This window comes from Streptomyces sp. Q2 (genome assembly GCF_056820935.1).
In genome coordinates this window covers 17,592-35,221 of record NZ_JBXEJE010000017.1, presented here as the reverse complement: position 1 = coordinate 35,221, position 17,630 = coordinate 17,592, and the positions used below count along the sequence as shown (strand labels likewise).

15 protein-coding genes are annotated in these 17,630 nt (G+C 72.3%); 11 read left to right on the top strand and 4 right to left on the bottom strand.

Translation table 11 applies throughout. The features are described 5' to 3' along the window. The first annotated feature begins 37 nt into the window (after nucleotides 1–37). Genes ACWBNA_RS19760 through ACWBNA_RS19745 form a run of 4 tightly spaced genes read left to right on the top strand, consistent with a single transcriptional unit; the run spans nucleotide 38 to nucleotide 4,786 of the window. Nucleotides 38–988 (top strand): cytochrome c oxidase assembly protein, encoded by a 951-nt coding sequence (locus tag ACWBNA_RS19760; RefSeq protein ID WP_482705744.1) that lies wholly within the window; start codon nucleotides 38–40, stop codon nucleotides 986–988. Between the two features lie 57 nt (nucleotides 989–1,045). Further along, on the top strand, nucleotides 1,046–2,515 hold the full coding sequence (locus tag ACWBNA_RS19755; protein ID WP_482705743.1) for a DUF6777 domain-containing protein: 1,470 nt from the start codon (nucleotides 1,046–1,048) through the stop codon (nucleotides 2,513–2,515). A 23-nt stretch (nucleotides 2,516–2,538) separates the two neighbouring features. After that, the gene (locus ACWBNA_RS19750; protein ID WP_482705742.1) at nucleotides 2,539–4,602 is read left to right on the top strand and encodes a serine/threonine-protein kinase; all 2,064 of its coding nucleotides are present in this window, start codon (nucleotides 2,539–2,541) and stop codon (nucleotides 4,600–4,602) included. Nucleotides 4,603–4,615: 13 nt separating this feature from the next. Continuing rightward, a complete protein-coding gene (locus tag ACWBNA_RS19745; RefSeq protein ID WP_030041537.1) occupies nucleotides 4,616–4,786 on the top strand; it encodes a membrane protein in 171 nt (56 codons plus the stop codon). Nucleotides 4,787–4,789: 3 nt separating this feature from the next. Here the strand turns inward: ACWBNA_RS19745 and ACWBNA_RS19740 are convergent, their stop codons facing one another. From ACWBNA_RS19740 to ACWBNA_RS19725, 4 genes are read right to left on the bottom strand one after another with little or no spacing between them, the layout of a single operon-like run. Next, the gene (locus ACWBNA_RS19740; protein ID WP_482705741.1) at nucleotides 4,790–6,001 is read right to left on the bottom strand and encodes a sensor histidine kinase; all 1,212 of its coding nucleotides are present in this window, start codon (nucleotides 5,999–6,001) and stop codon (nucleotides 4,790–4,792) included. Then, a complete protein-coding gene (locus ACWBNA_RS19735) occupies nucleotides 5,998–7,722 on the bottom strand; it encodes a sodium/solute symporter (protein WP_482705740.1) in 1,725 nt (574 codons plus the stop codon). The genes ACWBNA_RS19740 and ACWBNA_RS19735 overlap by 4 nt, the downstream gene beginning before the upstream one ends. Continuing rightward, nucleotides 7,719–8,114, bottom strand: coding sequence for a hypothetical protein (locus ACWBNA_RS19730; RefSeq protein ID WP_482705739.1), 396 nt, complete (start codon nucleotides 8,112–8,114; stop codon nucleotides 7,719–7,721). The genes ACWBNA_RS19735 and ACWBNA_RS19730 overlap by 4 nt, the downstream gene beginning before the upstream one ends. A gap of 1 nt (nucleotide 8,115) precedes the next feature. Continuing rightward, on the bottom strand, nucleotides 8,116–8,865 hold the full coding sequence (locus tag ACWBNA_RS19725) for a LytR/AlgR family response regulator transcription factor (RefSeq protein ID WP_482705738.1): 750 nt from the start codon (nucleotides 8,863–8,865) through the stop codon (nucleotides 8,116–8,118). A gap of 78 nt (nucleotides 8,866–8,943) precedes the next feature. On the opposite strand from ACWBNA_RS19725, the gene ACWBNA_RS19720 reads away from it, so the two are divergent. The 7 genes from ACWBNA_RS19720 to ACWBNA_RS19690 all read left to right on the top strand — a co-directional run bounded on the left by ACWBNA_RS19720 (nucleotide 8,944) and on the right by ACWBNA_RS19690 (nucleotide 17,618). Next, nucleotides 8,944–9,459 (top strand): Lrp/AsnC family transcriptional regulator, encoded by a 516-nt coding sequence (locus tag ACWBNA_RS19720; protein WP_383867039.1) that lies wholly within the window; start codon nucleotides 8,944–8,946, stop codon nucleotides 9,457–9,459. Nucleotides 9,460–9,583: 124 nt separating this feature from the next. Further along, entirely contained in the window at nucleotides 9,584–10,405 is an 822-nt protein-coding gene (gene ddaH / locus ACWBNA_RS19715) for a dimethylargininase (protein WP_482705737.1), read from the top strand. After that, nucleotides 10,402–11,637 carry an ornithine--oxo-acid transaminase gene (gene rocD / locus ACWBNA_RS19710; protein ID WP_482705736.1) on the top strand — a complete coding sequence of 412 codons (1,236 nt, stop codon included), beginning with the start codon at nucleotides 10,402–10,404 and terminating at the stop codon, nucleotides 11,635–11,637. Before ddaH ends, rocD begins: the two co-directional genes overlap by 4 nt. A gap of 149 nt (nucleotides 11,638–11,786) precedes the next feature. Continuing rightward, nucleotides 11,787–14,249 carry a SpoIIE family protein phosphatase gene (locus tag ACWBNA_RS19705; RefSeq protein WP_482705735.1) on the top strand — a complete coding sequence of 821 codons (2,463 nt, stop codon included), beginning with the start codon at nucleotides 11,787–11,789 and terminating at the stop codon, nucleotides 14,247–14,249. Between the two features lie 76 nt (nucleotides 14,250–14,325). Then, a complete protein-coding gene (locus ACWBNA_RS19700) occupies nucleotides 14,326–15,555 on the top strand; it encodes a PP2C family protein-serine/threonine phosphatase (protein ID WP_482705734.1) in 1,230 nt (409 codons plus the stop codon). 226 nt (nucleotides 15,556–15,781) lie between these two features. Beyond that, entirely contained in the window at nucleotides 15,782–16,507 is a 726-nt protein-coding gene (locus ACWBNA_RS19695) for a lysophospholipid acyltransferase family protein (protein WP_482705733.1), read from the top strand. Nucleotides 16,508–16,577: 70 nt separating this feature from the next. Beyond that, nucleotides 16,578–17,618, top strand: a complete 1,041-nt coding sequence (locus ACWBNA_RS19690; protein WP_482705870.1) for an NAD-dependent epimerase/dehydratase family protein — start codon at nucleotides 16,578–16,580, stop codon at nucleotides 17,616–17,618. Nucleotides 17,619–17,630 lie beyond the last annotated feature (12 nt).

The following is a 17,630-nucleotide window of genomic DNA, read 5'->3' as shown; positions in this document are numbered from 1 at the left end:
CAGACATGCACAACCCCCACGAATCAGGAGCCGTTGGATGGATCACAGCGGGCACGGCATGACCATGGATCTGCCGCCGTTCACGCTGGGGCAGGGTCTTCAGTGGTCGGCGGACCCGTTCTTCCTGGCGGCCTGCGTAGTGGGGCTCGCCCTGTACGGGTGGGGGGTCGTGCGGCTGCGGCGGCGCGGGGACGCCTGGCCGGTGGGGCGGACGATCGCGTACGTCGTGGGTGTGCTGTCCATAGGGCTCGTGATGTGCACCCGGCTGAACGACTACGGGATGGTCATGTTCAGCGTGCACATGGTGCAGCACATGGTGATCAGCATGCTGTCGCCGATCCTGCTGCTGCTCGGCGCCCCCGTCACGCTGGCGCTGCGTGCGCTGCCGCCCGCGGCCAGGGGCCGCAAGGGGCCGCGCGAGCTGCTGCTGATGTTCCTGCACAGCCGGTACATGCGGATCATCACGCACCCGGCGTTCACCATCCCGTTGTTCATCGCGAGCCTGTACGCGCTGTACTTCACGCCGATCTTCGACTTCCTGATGGGCTCCAAGACCGGGCACATCGCGATGATGGTGCACTTCCTCGCCGTCGGCGTCGTGTTCTTCTGGCCGATCATGGGCGTGGACCCGGGCCCCAACCGGCCGGGCTACCTGATGCGGATGCTGGAGCTGTTCGCGGGCATGCCGTTCCACGCGTTCTTCGGCATCGCGCTGATGATGGCGTCCGAGCCCATGGTCGAGACGTTCAAGAACCCGCCCGCCTCGCTCGGCATCGACGCGCTCTCCGACCAGAACGCGGCCGGCGGCATCGCGTGGGCCTTCAGCGAGATCCCCTCCGTGCTGGTGCTGATCGCGCTGCTCTTCCAGTGGTACGGCTCCGAGCAGCGGCAGGCCAAACGTCAGGACCGGGCCGCCGACCGGGACGGCGACAAGGAACTCGAGGCATACAACGCCTATTTGGCCTCATTGGACGCACGCGGGCGTTGAAAGGCCTCTCGTTCAGTAGCATGAAGCGCGTTGGGGGAACCGCCGGGGGGAGCGGTGATGACACTTCGCGCATTTATGCAAGGGGCCGGGAAAAGGATTGCGTGCTTCCTGGTTCTCGTTCTCACGTCGAGCGGCTGCGACAGAGAGGCGCCCTTGGCCGCGGTGAAGGCGGTCGCCGCGGGCGTGCCCTCACTGGCGCCGTTCTTCGACGAGAACAGCGGACTCGGCACGGACGCCCAGGTCCGGTCGCAGGCCGTGCACGGCGGTTTGCAGCAGGGGGACACACCAGGCCTGTACGGGGGTTCCAAGCAGCCGACGATCTGTGACGTCGACCGGCTCGAACAGTTCCTGACCGATCCCGCCAATGGCCGGAAGGCCGAGGCGTGGGCGCGCGCCCAGAAGATATCGAAGAACGGTATTCCGGATTATCTGGAACGGCTCACACCCGTTCTCCTGCGTCACGACACTCTCGTGAAGAACCACGACTACAAAAAGGGAAAGGCCGTCCCCTACGACTCGCTGCTCCAGGCGGGAATCGCGATTCTGGTGGATCGGCAGGGACAGCCGGCCGTGAAATGTTCGTGCGGAAATCCGCTGCGGCCTTTCGAGGGTGACACGAGCCGGATCTCGGTCGAGTTCGAGGACGGCAACAAGAAGTGGCGGGGCTACGAGCGGTCCCGGGTGGTGGCCGTGCGGCCCGCGCCCCGGGCACTTGAGCGGATCGCCCTCGTCGACGTCGGGGAACCCGAGCGGGGCATCAACCGGCCGGTCGGCACGACGGGCGAGGACGACTCCACGTTCGACACCCGGAAGCGGCGCGCGGTGCCGAAGCTCGCCGGGACGACGTTCGGACAGGCGAGCCGGCGGCTGACCGACTCGGGCCTGGCGGTCGGGTACGCCGGGGCGGGGCTGCCGCCCAACGGCGCCAAGGTCACGGCGTCCGATCCGCCGGCGGGGAGCGAGCTGCGGTTCGGGGAGTACGTGACGCTGAGCGTGGCCGGGGGCGAGTCCGGCGGGGGCGGGCCAGGGGGTACGTCGGCGGGCACGTCCGGTGGCACGTCCGGCAGCGAACCCGGTGGCACGTCCGGTGGCGCGTCCAGTGGGTCGTCCACTCCCCCGGCACCGCCCGGGTCCTCCCAGTCGACCAGCACACCACCGCAGTCGAGCGGCGGGACCTCGGGGTCGCCCGGGTCGAGTCCGCCATCGAGCCCGGCGTCGAGGCCATCATCGGGTCCGCCGTCGAGCTCCGCGCCGCCCCCGTCGAGCCCGCCGGGCAGCTCCGCGCCGGACACGGCCACCCCGTCCAGCCGGCCGCCCGGTTCCGCGCCGCCCTCGACGAGCTCGTCCCCTCCCCCGCCGCCTCCGACCAGTTCGCCACCGCAGGTGAGCAGTTCGCCACCGGCCGGCGGCCCGGTCACCAGCAGCGCGCCGCCTCCGAGCAGCGCGCCCGTCACCAGCGCACCGGCGAGCAGCGAACCGGCCACGAGCGCCCCGGCGGGCAGCGGATCCGCCGGTGCGACCGCGTAGCCGGAGAACCCGGGAGTCACCGGATGCCTTCAGGATCACCGACATCGGGAGCGGGCCGGGTCGTCGCCGGCCGTTATCTGCTGCTGCACCAGCTCGGCAGCGGCGGCATGGGCCATGTGTGGCTCGCCCACGACCAGAGACTCGCCTGCGAGGTCGCGCTCAAGGAGATCGTGTTCCGCGACCCGGTCGAGGCCGGGCACGAGCGGGAGGCGCGGGTCGCCCGGGCACGTGCCGAGGCACGGTACGCGGCCGGGTTGCGCGGCCATCCACATGTGGTGACCGTGCACGACGTGCTGGAGCACGAGGGGCTGCCGTGGATCGTCATGGAGTACGTGGCGGGCGCGGTCGACCTGCGGGAGCTGGTCCGCACGAGGGGGCCGCTCGCCCCGGCCGAGTGCGCCCGGGTCGGCCTCGCGGTGCTCGACGCGCTGACGGCCGGACACCAGCGGGGCGTCATGCACCGGGACGTGAAGCCGGCGAACATCCTGCTCGCGCCGGACCGCACCGGGGCGCCGTACGGTCGTGTCCTGCTCACCGACTACGGCATCTCCGTGCAGCCGGACGCGGGAGAGACGCGCTACACGCTGGCGTCCGTGCTCGTGGGGACCGCCGGGTACCTGGCGCCGGAGCGGGCCACGGGCGGGGCGCCCACGGCGGCCGCCGACCTGTTCTCGCTGGGCTGCACGCTCTACCACGCCGTCGAGGGCCAAGGGCCCTTCGAGCGGGAGTCGCATCTCGCCGAGGTGACCGCGGTGGTCATGGAGGAACCGCGTCCGGCCTTGCGCGCCGGGGCGCTGGAGCCCGTCCTGGCCGCGCTGCTCGCGAAGGATCCCGGGCAGCGGTTGTCGGCGGCGGAGGCCGAGGCGGCGTTGTCGCGGATCGTCACGCCGCAGGCCGAGGCGTACTCCCGCACCCAGACCGACCTGGGCTCGCAGCCGCCCTGGGCGGGAGTGGCCGCGCCGCCGAAGGGGCCGCACGGGCCAGGGTTCGGGCCGGCGGCGGACTCGCGAGGGTTCGGGTCGCCGACCTCTGATCCGCACGGGCCAGGGCCGACCGCTGATGCGCAGGGCCTCGGCCGCACCTTGGATCCGCATGGGCGGGGTCTCTCCCCGGATCCGCAACGGTTCGGGCCGGCCTCCGACCCCCACGGCCGGCCCGAGGCTGTGGGGAGCCATGGTCGGCCCGAGGCCGTGGATCCGCACGGGTTCGGGCCGCCCTTCGCGCCCTCGCCGCCGTCCGCGCCCGGAAGGCGGCGGCGGGAGCGCTCGCACGCACTGCGGGCGGTCATCGCCTGCGGTCTCGGTATGGTCCTCGCCCTGGGCGGGGTCTGGTACGCCCTGGCGGACCGGACCACCACCCCCGGCGGCGGGAGCGGACCGCCGTACGGGGAGAGTGTCGGGCTGGCGAAGCCACTGCGGGACGGTGACTGTGTGCTCGCCGACTGGGCCGGCGCGCGGCCCTTCCAGGGCACGCCCCGGCTGGTCCTGGACCCGGGCTGCGGGACCGGGGCGGCGCCGGACGGACAGGTGCTGGCGTTCGTCGCGGCCGCGTCGGTGGACGAGGCGCGGCGGTCGGGGCCCGCCCGGTGCGAGGAGCGCACCCAGGAGGTCCGGGACCGGCTCGCGGACGTGCGGAGCTTCGCGGTCGTGCCGACCGCGGGCGGTTTCGAGGCGGCCGGGCGGCGCACCGCCTGTCTGGTGCTGGGCGCGCACGGGCCGATGTACGGGCCGATCGGCCGGCACCGCGAGGTGGGATCGGCCTTCGCGGACACGGCGACCATGCAGAAGCGGGACTGTCTCGACGTCCGCTCCAACCGGGACGCCCGGCTGGTGTCCTGCGAGGGGGCGCATGACGAGGTGGTGCTCGGGTTCACCCGGTTGGACGCGGACGTCACGCTTCCCGAGGCGCGCACCGAATCGGACGTGGCGTGCGGGCGTGCGGTGCCTGCGGGGGACTACGGCTTCGATCCGTCGGTGTACACGGCGGGCTCCTGGACGAGCGAGGGTCCCTGGAAGAACGGCACACATTTCGTCGTATGCACCGTGCGGAAGCAGAACGGGGGCACCATGGAGGAGGACGAATCATGAGGAGGGTGTTGCGATGCCCGGTTCCACGGACGGCTCGACCAGAACGATGGGGGTGCTCACCGTCGGCGGTCTCGTCGCGGTGACCGCCTACACGGTGGCGCTCGGAAGCAACGGCTGGCTGTGGTTCGGCTGGGTCGTGCTGGGACTGATCACCCTCGGGATGGTGGCCACCCGCAGCACCTGATTCCTAGCCGCCGCTGAGGCGGCCCGCCGAGTGCACCCCCGGCTGGTACTTGGGCAGCCGGGCGGTGATTTTCATGCCCGCGCCGACAGCGGTCTCGATGACGAGGCCGTAGTCGTCTCCGTAGACCTGGCGGAGCCGGTCGTCGACGTTGGACAGCCCGATGCCGCCCGACGGGCTGACCTCGCCCGCGAGGATGCGGCGCAGCAGGCCGGGGTTCATGCCCGCGCCGTCGTCCTCGATGACGACCAGGGCCTCCGCGCCGGTGTCCTGCGCGGTGATGCTGATGTGGCTCTTGCCGGCTGCCGCCTTGCCCTCCAGGCCGTGCTTGACGGCGTTCTCGACGAGCGGCTGCAGGCAGAGGAAGGGCAGGGCGACCGGCAGCACCTCGGGGGCGATCTGCAGGGTGACGGAGAGGCGGTCGCCGAAGCGTGCCCGGACGAGTGCCAAGTAGTGGTCGATGGCGTGCAGTTCGTCGGCGAGGGTGGTGAAGTCGCCGTGCCTGCGGAACGAGTAGCGGGTGAAGTCGGCGAACTCCAGGAGCAGTTCGCGGGCTCGCTCGGGGTCGGTGCGGACGAACGAGGCGATCACCGCGAGCGAGTTGAAGATGAAGTGTGGGGAGATCTGGGCGCGCAGGGCCTTGATCTCGGCCTCGATGAGGCGGGTGCGGGACTGGTCGAGATCGGCGAGTTCGAGTTGTACGGAGACCCAGCGGGCGACCTCCTGGGCCGCGCGGACGAGGACGGCGGACTCGCGGGGCGCGCAGGCGACGAGGGCTCCGTGGACCCGGTCGTCGACGGTGAGGGGGGCGACGACCGCCCAGCGGACCGGGCAGTCGGGGACGTCGCACTTCAGGCGGAAGGCCTCGCCGCGGCCGGTGTCCAGGGGGCCGGCGAGGAGTTCCATGATCTCGGTGCGGTGGTGGTCGCCGACGCCGTCCCAGACCAGCACCTGCTCCTGGTCCGTGAGGCACAGCGCGTCCGTTCCGAGCAGGGTGCGCAGTCGGCGGGCGGACTTGCGCGCGGTCTCCTCTGTGAGGCCGGCCCGCAGCGGGGGTGCGGCGAGGGAGGCGGTGTGCAGGGTCTGGAAGGTGGCGTGTTCGACGGGGGTGCCGAGTCCGCCGAGGTTCTGGGGGCGTGCGGTGCGCCTGCCGAGCCAGAAGCCGGCGGCCAGCAGGGGCAGGATCGCCACGCACAGCCCGGCGAGGAATCCGCTCATGCCCGCACCTCCTCGCGCAGTTCCTCCCGCAGTTCCTCCGGCAGGTGGAAGCGGGCCAGGATCGCCGCCGTCCCCGCCGGTACGCGCCCCGGCGTCGCCAGGGACACCAGGACCATGGTGAGGAAGCCCAGCGGCACCGACCAGAGGGCGGGCCAGGCGAGCAGGGCGTGCAGCGGGCCGGTGCCCGGGAAGCCCGCCATGGTCGCGGCCACGGCCAGGAACGCGGAGCCGCCGCCCACCAGCATCCCGGCGGCCGCGCCCGGCGGGGTCAGCCGCCGCCACCAGATGCCGAGGACGAGCAGCGGGCAGAAGGACGACGCCGACACGGCGAAGGCCAGTCCCACCGCGTCGGCGACCGGCAGTCCGCCGACCAGCATGCTCGCCGCGAGCGGCACGGCCATGGCGAGGACCGTGCCGAGTCTGAAGTGCCGTACGCCGCGCGTGGGAAGGACGTCCTGGGTGAGGACGCCCGCCACGGCCATGGTCAGCCCCGAGGCGGTGGACAGGAACGCGGCGAAGGCGCCGCCCGCCACCAGCGCGCCGAGCAGGTCGCCGCCGAGGCCGCCGATCATGCGTTCGGGCAGCAGCAGGACGGCCGCGTCCGCGTCTCCGCTGATGGTGAGTTCGGGGGCGTAGAGGCGGCCCAGGGCGCCGTAGACGGGCGGCAGCAGGTAGAAGGCGCCGATCAGGCCGAGCACGGCGACCGTGGTGCGGCGGGCGGCGACCCCGTGCGGGCTGGTGTAGAAGCGGACGACGACGTGCGGCAGGCCCATGGTGCCGAGGAAGGTGGCGAGGATCAGTCCGTAGGTGGCGTACAGCGGGCGTTCCTCGCGGCTCGCGGCCAGGGAGGTCGACATGCCGCCGTTGCTGCCGCGGTCGGCGGCCGGGACGGTGGCGCCCTTGGCGAAGGTCAGCCGGGTGCCCTGTTCGATGCGGTGGGTGCCGATGGAGAGGTGGAGCCGCTGGTCGTCGTACGGGCGGCCGTCGACCGTGCCGCTCACCGTGACCGTCAGGGGTGCCTGAAGCTTGAGGTCGAGTCCGGCGTCGACGCGGACGACCCGCTGTTCGCGGAAGGTGGCCGGTTCCTCGAAGGCGCGCCGGGGGGATCCGTCGCCCTGCCAGGCGAGGACCAGGAAGAGGGCGGGGACGAGCAGGGCGGTGAGCTTGAGCCAGTACTGGAAGGCCTGCACGAAGGTGATGCTGCGCATGCCGCCGGCGGCGACGGTGGCGACGACGACGACCGCGACGATCACTCCCCCGAGCCACTCGGGCGCGCGCGTCAGCACGGTCAGCGTGAGCCCGGCGCCCTGGAGTTGGGGCAGCAGGTACAGCCAGCCGACGCCCACGACGAAGGCGCCCGCGAGCCGCCGTACCGCCTGGGAGGCGAGCCGGGCCTCGGCGAAGTCGGGGAGCGTGTAGGCGCCGGAGCGGCGCAGCGGGGCGGCGACGAACAGGAGCAGGACCAGGTAGCCGGCGGTGTAGCCGACCGGGTACCAGAGCATGTCCGGGCCCTGGACCAGGACCAGGCCGGCGATGCCGAGGAAGGAGGCGGCGGAGAGGTACTCGCCGCTGATGGCGGCCGCGTTGAGGCGGGGGCCGACGGTGCGGGAGGCGACGTAGAAGTCCGAGGTCGTACGGGATATGCGCAGGCCGAAGGCGCCGACGAGGATGGTGGCCACCACGACGAGGGCGACCGCGGGGACGGCGTAGCTGGAGTTCATCGGTCCTCTACGAGGCGCACGAAGTCCCGTTCGTTGCGCTCGGCGCGCCGTACGTACCAGCGGGCGAGCAGGACCAGGGGGACGTAGAGGCCGAAGCCCAGGACCGCCCATTCGAGACGGCGGGCGTCCGGCATCGCCGCGAAGAGCAGGGGCAGTGGGCCGATGAGCAGGCCGAGGAACGCGAACACGGCGAGGCCCGCGCGCAGTTGGCTGCGCATCAGGGAGCGGACGTAGGTGTGGCCGAGAGTGGTCTGCTCGTCGATCTCGGTGCGCGGGCGGTAGTAGCCGGAGGCATGGGGGTACCGCCCGCGCGAGCGAAGCCGAGCGTGGGGGAGAGTGCGCCGGGGCGGGCCGGTGACGACGACGCGGCGGTCGGCGGGGTCCTGGGGCACGTCATGGCCTCCTCATCAGCAGGTCCCGCAGCTCACGGGCGTGGCGGCGGCTGACCTGGAGTTCCTCGGACCCGACCATGACGCTCACCGTGCCGGCGTCGAGGCGGAGTTCGCCGACGTGGCGCAGGGCGACCAGGTGGCGGCGGTGGATGCGGACGAAGCCGCGGGAGCGCCAGCGCTCCTCCAGGGTGGACAGCGGGATCCGTACCAGGTGACTGCCCTTGTCGGTGTGCAGCCGCGCGTAGTCGCCCTGCGCCTCGACGTGGGTGATGTCGTCGACGGAGACGAAGCGGGTCACGCCGCCGAGTTCGACGGGTATGTGGTCGGGGTCGGGTTCGTGCACGGGGATGCGGGGGCCCAGGTCGCTGCGCTCGGCGGCGCGGCGGACGGCTTCCGCGAGGCGTTCCTTGCGGACGGGCTTGAGCACGTAGTCGACGGCCTTGAGGTCGAAGGCCTGCACGGCGAAGTCCTCGTGGGCGGTGACGAACACGACGAGCGGCGGCTTGGCGAAGCCGGTCAGCAGCCGGGCGAGGTCCAGTCCGTCGAGGCCGGGCATGTTGATGTCGAGGAAGACGACGTCGATCGCCTCCGGCCCGCCGGGTCCGGACTCCAGGGCGCGGTTGATGCGGCGCAGCGCCTCGGTCGCGTCACCGGCGCCCTCCGCGCTGTCGATGCGGGGATCGGCGTTCAGGAGGTAGAGCAGTTCCTCCAGCGAGGGGCGTTCGTCGTCGACAGCCAGGGCGCGCAGCATGAACCCGGAGTGTAGGAGTTATTCGTACGCGTGCACACGTGGAGGGGTCAGGACCTTTCCGCTGGATACAGTGCCCGCATGAACAGCAGGCCCGCGCCGTTCGACGAGCTCGACCGGAAGATCGTCACCGCTTTGATGGCGAACGCCAGGACCAGTTTCGCCGAGATCGGCGCGGCCGTCGGGCTGTCCGCGACGGCGGTCAAGCGGCGTGTGGACCGGATGCGGGACACCGGCGTGATCACCGGGTTCACGGCGACGGTGAAGCCGTCGGCGCTGGGCTGGCGTACGGAGGCGTACGTCGAGGTGTACTGCGAGGGCGCGGCCCCGCCCCGGCGGCTGGCGGAGGTGATGCGCAACCACCCGGAGATCACCGCGGCCATGACGGTGACCGGCGGGGCGGACGCGTTGCTGCACGTGCGGGCGCGGGACGTGGAGCACTTCGAGGAGGTGCTGGAGCGCATCCGCGTCGAGCCGTTCATCCGCAAGACGATCAGCGTGATGGTGCTGTCGCACCTGCTGCCGGAGAGCCCGGAGGCGGGCGCCAGCCAGCCCGCGCCGGAGCATACGCCGGAGCGCGCACAAGACGAGCGTTGAACCGGCCGAAGACGCAGCGTTCCTGCGTGGACACGCAATTCTCGTTTCTTGTCGGCCGTCTCGGTCAGTTCCTACCGTGGTGTCAACCCTCAGTCGACACCGCAGGAAGCGGAGGCACCCCTCTGTGACCGATTCCCGTGTGCCGCGCCGGCGGCGCTTCCTCGTCTGCGAACCCAGACACTTCGCCGTGCAGTACGCGATCAACCCCTGGATGCATCCCGACACCCGGGTCGACGTCGATCTGGCCCACGAGCAGTGGCGGGCGCTGATCAGTGCCTACCGCACGCACGGCCACGACGTCGACACCCTGGAACCCGTCCCCGGGCTCCCCGACATGGTCTTCGCCGCGAACTCGGCGGTCGTCGTCGACGGCCGCGTCTTCGGCTCCCTCTTCCACGCCCCCGAGCGCCGCCCCGAGTCCACGCACTACGACACGTGGTTCGCGATGGCGGGCTACGACGTCCACCGGCCGCGGTCCGTCTGCGAGGGCGAGGGCGACCTGGTGTGGACCGGCCGGTACATGCTGGCCGGCACCGGCTTCCGGACGACGAGGGAGGCGCACCGCGAGGTGCAGGAGTTCTTCGGCCATCCGGTGATCAGCCTGACGCTGGTGGACCCGTACTTCTACCACCTCGACACGGCGTTGTTCGTCCTCGACGGCGGGGACGAAGGAAACATCGTGTACTACCCCGAGGCGTTCTCGCCGGGCAGCCGCGAGGTGCTGGCCCGCCTCTATCCGGACGCGGTGCTCGCCACCCGTGACGACGCGATGGCCTTCGGCCTCAACTCCGTGTCCGACGGCCGCAACGTCTTCATCGCGCCACGGGCCGAGGCGCTCGCCTCCCGCCTCTGTGACCACGGCTATGTCCCCGTCCCCGTCGACCTCTCCGAGTTCCAGAAGGCCGGCGGCGGCATCAAGTGCTGCACCCAGGAGATCCGCTCATGACAGCTCCCGCCCGTGTTCCTGTCCGTACGCGTACCTCCGCCGACCTGATCCGCGCCGAGGAGCCGGTCCTCGCGCACAACTATCACCCGCTGCCCGTGGTCGTCGCCCGCGCCGAGGGCACCTGGGTGGAGGACGTCGAGGGCCGCCGCTACCTCGACATGCTGGCCGGCTACTCGGCCCTCAACTTCGGCCACCGCCACCCGGCGCTGGTCGAGGCGGCCCACGCGCAGCTCGACCGCCTCACCCTCACCTCACGCGCCTTCCACAACGACCGGCTCGCGGAGTTCGCCGAACGGCTGGCGGAGTTGACGGGGCTGGACATGGTGCTGCCGATGAACACGGGCGCGGAGGCGGTCGAGAGCGGCATCAAGGTGGCCCGCAAGTGGGCGTACGAGGTGAAGGGCGTCCCGGCCGACCGCGCGACGATCGTGGTCGCCGCGGACAACTTCCACGGCCGTACGACGACGATCGTGTCGTTCTCCACGGACGAGACGGCAAGGGCGGGCTTCGGTCCGTTCACACCGGGTTTCCGTGTCGTCCCGTACAACGACCTGGCCGCGCTGGAGGCGGCCGTCGACGAGACCACGGCGGCGGTGCTCATCGAGCCGATCCAGGGCGAGGCGGGAGTCGTCATCCCCGACGAGGGCTACCTGACCGGCGTACGCGAACTGACCCGGCGCGCGGGCTGCCTCTTCATCGCCGACGAGATCCAGTCGGGGCTGGGCCGCACGGGCCGCACCCTCGCCCTCGATCACGAGGGGGTCGTCCCGGACCTGCTCCTGCTGGGCAAGGCGCTGGGGGGCGGGATCGTGCCGGTGTCGGCGGTGGTGGGCCGCCGGGACGTCCTCGGAGTACTGCGGCCGGGCGAGCACGGCTCGACGTTCGGCGGCAACCCGCTCGCCGCGGCGGTCGGCACGGCGGTCGTGGAATTGCTGGAGACGGGTGACTTCCAGCGCCGGGCGGCGGAACTGGGCGAGGTGCTCCGCGACGGCCTCGCCGGACTGGTCGGCCAGGGCGTGGTCGGCTTCCGCTCCCGCGGCCTGTGGGCGGGCGTCGACATCGACCCGGCCATCGGCACCGGCCGCGAGATCGGCCAGGGACTGCTGCGGGAAGGCGTCCTGGCCAAGGACACGCACGGCTCGACCATCCGGCTGGCACCGCCGCTGACGATCACGGAGGCGGAGCTGATCTCGGCGCTCGGGGCGCTGCGCAGGGTGCTCGGGCGGGACTGAGCAGGGCGGGTGGGTGCCGGCCGCCCGTGCGGGCGGAGTGCCGCCGCACCCACCCAACTCCCTGGCCGCGGCGCGGTGCGGTCCCGTCGTAGCGGGGCAAGATTGAGTCAGGAGGTGGTAGACCACTCTCAGCGACAGAGAGGTCGGCAGTGGGCACATTTGAGGAGTACGAGGTGTCCCGCCGGCGGTTCGACGTGGCGGACGCGGCGCCACTGCTGCTCGACGCGGCGGGAGTGGTGACGAGCTGGAGCGCCGACGCGCAGCGGCTGCTGGCGTACCCGGCCGCCGAGGCGGTCGGCACGAACCTGGCCGACCTGCTGACCGCCGAGGACGCCGGGCGGGTGCCGCACCTGGTCGAGCAGTGGCGCACGAACGGCGGCTGGGCGGGGCTGCTGTCGGTGCGCCGCGGTGACGGGCGGCCGGTCAGGGTCATGGTCAAGATCGCCTCCGCCGAGGAGTCCCGCGGACCCTCACGGTGGCTGATGCTGATGTCGGAGATGGCCGAGGCCACCGGCTGGGACATGCCGCGCACCGTGCTGGAGCAGATGGTCGCCCGGTCGCCCATCGGCATCGCCATCGTCGACACCGACCTGCGGTACGTGTGGTCGAACACGGCTCTGGCCCAGTTCGGCGGCGGACCGCCCGAGCGGCGGCTCGGGCTGCGGCTGGCGGACATACAGCCGGGCCTGGACTCCGATGCCATCGAGGCGCAGATGCGGCACGCGCTGACGACCGGGGAGCCGGTCATCGGGTACGAGCACGTCGGCAGCGTGCGCTCCGCGCCGCACCGGGAGACCGCGCACGTCATGTCGTTCACCCGGCTCGACGACGAGCGGGGCCATCCGATGGGCGTGTACTACACCGTCGTCGACATCAGCGAGCACCACCGCGCCCGGCAGCGGCTGGCCCTCCTCGACCGGGCCGGCGAGTACATCGGCCGCAGCCTGGACATCGTGCGGACGGCACAGGAGCTGGCCGACGTGGCCGTACCGGCGCTCGCCGACCTGGTCGTCGTGGACCTGCTGGAGTCGGTGCTGCGGGGAGCGGAGCCGGCGCCCGGGCCGCTGGACGGGACGGATCCGGTACGGCTGCGGCGGGCGGGATGGACGTCGGCCGACGAGATCGCGGACGGCGAGGAGGGCTCCGCGCACGCCGCCGGCATCGGCGATCCGGCCGCCTACCCGCCCGGCTCCCCCCAGCTCCGGTGCCTCACCACCGGTCTGTCCCGGAGCGAGGAGCGGATGGACCCGCTCCCCCGGCAGTGGGGTACGGACAGCTCCGGCGGCCCCGGGGGCACGTCCTCGGATCCCGGGCTGCACAGCGTGATGGTCGTGCCGGTCCGGGCGCGGGGCGTCACGCTGGGCGTCACCACCTTCTTCCGGCGTCACCGGCAGGAACCCTTCGACGAGGAGGACCTGAGCCTGGCCGAGGACCTGGTCTCGCGGGCCGCGGTGTGCGTGGACAACGCGTGGCGCTACACCCGCGAGCGGGATGCGGCGCTCGCGCTGCAGCGCAACCTGCTCCCGCACCGGCTGCCCGACCAGGACGCGGTGGAGGTGGCCGCCTGCTACCGCCCGGCGAACGAGCTGACCGGCCTCGGCGGCGACTGGTACGACGTGATCCCGCTCTCCGGCGCCCGGGTGGCCCTCGTCGTGGGCGAGGTGCCCGGTCACGGCATCGAGGCCGCGGCGGCCATGGGACGGCTGCGGACCGCCGTACGGACCCTCGCGGCGCTGGATCTGCCCCCGGACGAGGTGCTGGCCCACCTCGACGACCTGGTGGCGCGCACGGCGCAGGAGGAGAGCGGGGCGCCGGGCGCCGGCACGCAGGAGGTGGGCTCCGGGTGTCTGTACGTCGTCCACGACCCGGTCGACGGGCGGTGTTCGATGGCCGCCGCCGGCCATCCCGCGCCCGCGGTCGTCCGGCCCGACGGGACGATCATGTTCGTCGAGCTGCCGCAGGGGTCGCCGCTGGGCGCGGGCGGCCGGCCGTTCGAGTCGGTCGAGGTGACCCTGCCGGAGGGCAGCACGCTCGCGCTGTACACCGACGGTCTGCTGGCCCGCGGCGAGCAGTGGGCCATGGACACGGACCAGGAGCGGCTGCGGCGGGCGCTGGAGCGGTCGGCGTCCTCCCTCGACCAGCGCTGCCGGGCCGTCGTGAACGACCTGGTCCCCGCCCGCCCGCACGACGACGTGGCGCTGCTGATGGCCCGTACCAGGCGTCTGGGCGCCGATCAGGTCGCGTCCTGGGAGCTGCCCGCCGACCCGGCCGTCGTCGCCGACGCCCGCAAGGCGGCCAGCCGGCGGCTGACGGACTGGGGGCTGGACGAGCTGGCCTTCACCACGGAGCTCGTGGTCAGCGAACTGGTCACCAACGCCATCCGGTACGCCACCGGTCCCATCCGGCTCCGGCTGATCAAGGACCGGACGCTGATCTGCGAGGCCTTCGACGGCGGTGCCACGGCACCCCACCTGCGCCATCCGCGCACCATGGACGAGGGCGGGCGCGGGCTGCTGCTGGTCTCCCAGTTCACCCAGCGGTGGGGCACCCGTTTCCTTCCCGAGGGAAAGGTCATCTGGGCGGAGCAGTCGCTCACGGATCCGCCGGCGTGAGAACGGACCGACCGGTGGAGCCCGAACGTGCATATCATGCGAAACTGGGACGATTCCCGGCGTGAGAGCGGGAGCGATGAACGATTCGGCGATCGACTACGCGGCGCTGTTCCAGTCCCTGCCCGGAATGGTGGCCGTGCTCACGCCCGAACTGGAGTACGCGGACGTCAACGAGGAGTTCCTCCGGGTCACCGGCCGCAAGCGCGAGCAGATGGTGGGGCGCCATCTGTTCGAGGTCTTCCCGGACAACCCCAACGACCCCAACGCGACGGGCATGCGCAACCTGGAGGCCTCGCTGCAGCGCGTGCTGGCCACCGGCGAACGCGACGCGATGGCGTTGCAGAGGTACGACGTCGAGGATCCCGAGCGGCCCGGGCACTGGCAGGAGCGGTACTGGAGCCCGTGCAACGCGCCGGTGTTCGGGCCGGGCGGGGAGGTGGTGCTGCTGGTGCACCGGGTGGAGGAGGTCACCGAGCTGATCCGGGCCCGCGGCGGCCGGAGCACCGGCCGCACCCGGGTGCTGGAGGCCGAGCTGTACACCCGCGCCCGCGAGCTGCAGGACCTCAACGAGCGGCTGCGGCGGGCCCACGCCCGCGAGCGCGAGGTGGCCCTGGCCCTGCAGGAGGCGATGCTGCCCGCCCGCCGGCAGGTGGGCGACCATCGCACCGCCGTCCGCTACCGGCCCGCGGTCGGCGCGCTGAACGTGTGCGGCGACTGGTACGACCTGGTCGACCTGGTGGGCGGCCACCGTCTCGGCGTGTCCGTGGGCGACGTCGTCGGTCACGGGCTCGCGGCGGCCGGTGTCATGGGCCAGCTGCGCAGCGCGCTGAGCGCCACCTCCCGGGTAGCCGTGGGGCCCGCTCAAGCACTGGACGTCCTCGGGCGGTACGCCAACGTGGTCGACGGCGCCGAATCGGCCACCGTGGTCACCACGTTCATCGACTTCGACCGGCACACGATCACCTACAGCAGCGCCGGCCACCCGCCGCCCGTCCTGGTCCATCCCGACGGCCGGGTGGAGTTCCTCGACCGCGCCACCGATCCCCCGCTGGACGCCCGTCCCGACCCGGTCCCCAGACCCCAGGCGGGCACCTCCTTCACGGACGGCGCCACCCTCGCCCTGTACACCGACGGTCTGGTGGAGCGGCGCCGCGAGGACATCGACACCGGTCTGGCCCGCCTGGCCGACTCCCTGCGCCGCCACCGGGCCACGGACCCCGAGAGCCTCGCCGACGCCGTCCTGCTGGAGTTGCTGCCTCCCGGCGGCGCCACGGACGACACGGCCCTGATCATCGTCAGGCTGTGAGTACGGCGATGAGCGCGGCCATGCGTGCGGCTGTGACGACGGCCGTCCGGGCGACGGTGGCAGGCCGCCGACGACCCGTCGGTGATCGGCCAAACCTTTGCCGGAGCCCGCGCGCTCCGGTTCCGGAGGCCGCGGCCTGGGCCTACACTGGCACCCCCACTACGTGCCGGTTGACCTGCTTTAACGCGGCGGTTGAGCCGACCGCCGGAGTGAGGAGCGACCCCCCTTGTTCTACTACCTGCTCAAATACGTGTTCCTGGGGCCGTTGCTGAGACTGGTCTTCCGCCCTCGAATAGAAGGTCTCGAACACGTTCCGGCATCGGGCGCGGCCATCATCGCGGGCAACCACCTTTCTTTCTCGGACCACTTCCTGATGCCCGCGGTACTGAAGCGGCGCATCACCTTCCTGGCGAAGGCCGAGTACTTCACGGGGCCCGGCATCAGGGGCCGGCTGGTCGCGACCTTCTTCCGCAGCGCCGGGCAGATCCCGGTGGACCGCTCGGGCAAGGAGGCGGGCCAGGCAGCGATCCGCGAGGGGCTCGGCGTCCTCAGCAAGGACGAACTGCTCGGCATCTACCCGGAGGGCACCCGCTCCCACGACGGCCGGCTCTACAAGGGCAAGGTCGGCGTCGCGGTGATGGCGCTCAGGGCCCAAGTCCCGGTCATCCCCTGCGCGATGATCGGCACCTTCGAGGCCCAGCCCCCGGGCAAGCTCGTCCCCAACATCCACCCCGTGGTGATCCGCTTCGGCAAGCCGCTCGACTTCTCCCGGTACGCCGGCATGGAGAACGAGAAGGCGATCCTGCGCGCGATCACCGACGAGATCATGTACGCGATCCTGACGCTGTCCGAGCAGGAGTACGTCGACCAGTACGCGGCCGTCGCCAAGGCCGAGGAGGCCGCGGCGCGCTCCGAGAAGGAGCGCAGGTTCCCCCGGCTGCCGCTGAGTTGACCTCTGCTGTCGGCAGAGCACCTGGCAGCCGCGGCGGGCCGGGTCGTACGGTCGCCGCATGAGACGTGCTGTGGTGGTCGGAGCGACGGGGCAGATCGGGCGGGCGGCCGTGGGCGTGCTGGCCCGGGACGGCTGGGAGGTGACGGCCCTGTCGCGCGGCGGCGGCCGGGACGAGGGCTGGCCCGAGGACGTGCGTGCGATGCGGGCGGACCGGGAGGACGCCGCGGCCCTGGCCGCGGCGGTCGGCGACGGCTGTGACGTCCTGGTCGACATGGTGGCCTACGGGCCGGACCACGCACGGCAGTTGATCTCGCTGCGTGATCGCGTGGGTTCGGCGGTGGTGATCTCCAGCGTGTCGGTGTACGAGGACGACAAGGGCCGGAACTTCGACACCCAGCAGGAGCCGGACGGTTTCCCCGAGTACCCGGTGCCGATCACGGAGGGCCGGCGGACCGTCCGACCGGGCGACACCTCGTACAGCACCCGCAAGGCGGGCCTGGAGCGCGAACTCCTCGCGGCCGGGGCGCAGTTGCCGACGACGCTGCTGCGGGCCGGGGCGGTCCACGGACCGCACTGCCGCACGCCGCGCGAGCTCTACTTCGTCAAGCGCCACCTGGACGGCCGGCCCCGGCGCGTCCTCTCCTACGGCGGCCAGAGCCGGTTCCACCCGGCGAGCGTCCACACCATCGCGGAGCTGATCCGGCTGGCGGCCGCGCGGCCGGGCGCCCGGGTCCTCAACGCCGTGGACCCGGACGCTCCGACGGTCGCGGAGATCGCGCGGGCGATCGACGCCGTGATGGGTACCGAGAGCGAGAGCGTCCTCGTGGACGGGCCGCCGCCGGCGCCCACGGTGGGTGACACGCCATGGTCGGTACCGGCGCCCGTGGTGTGCGACATGTCCGCGGCGGAACGGGAGTTGGGCTACCGGCCGGTCGTGCGGTACGCGGAGACGCTGCCGGACACGGTCGCGTGGATCGAGGGGCGACTCGCGGGGCGGGACTGGCGGGAGGCGTACCCGAAGATGTTCCAGACGTACGGCGACCTCTTCGACTACGCGGCGGAGGACGCGTTTCTCGACACGCTCGACGCGCGCGACACGCTCGACATGTGAAAGGGGGGCGGG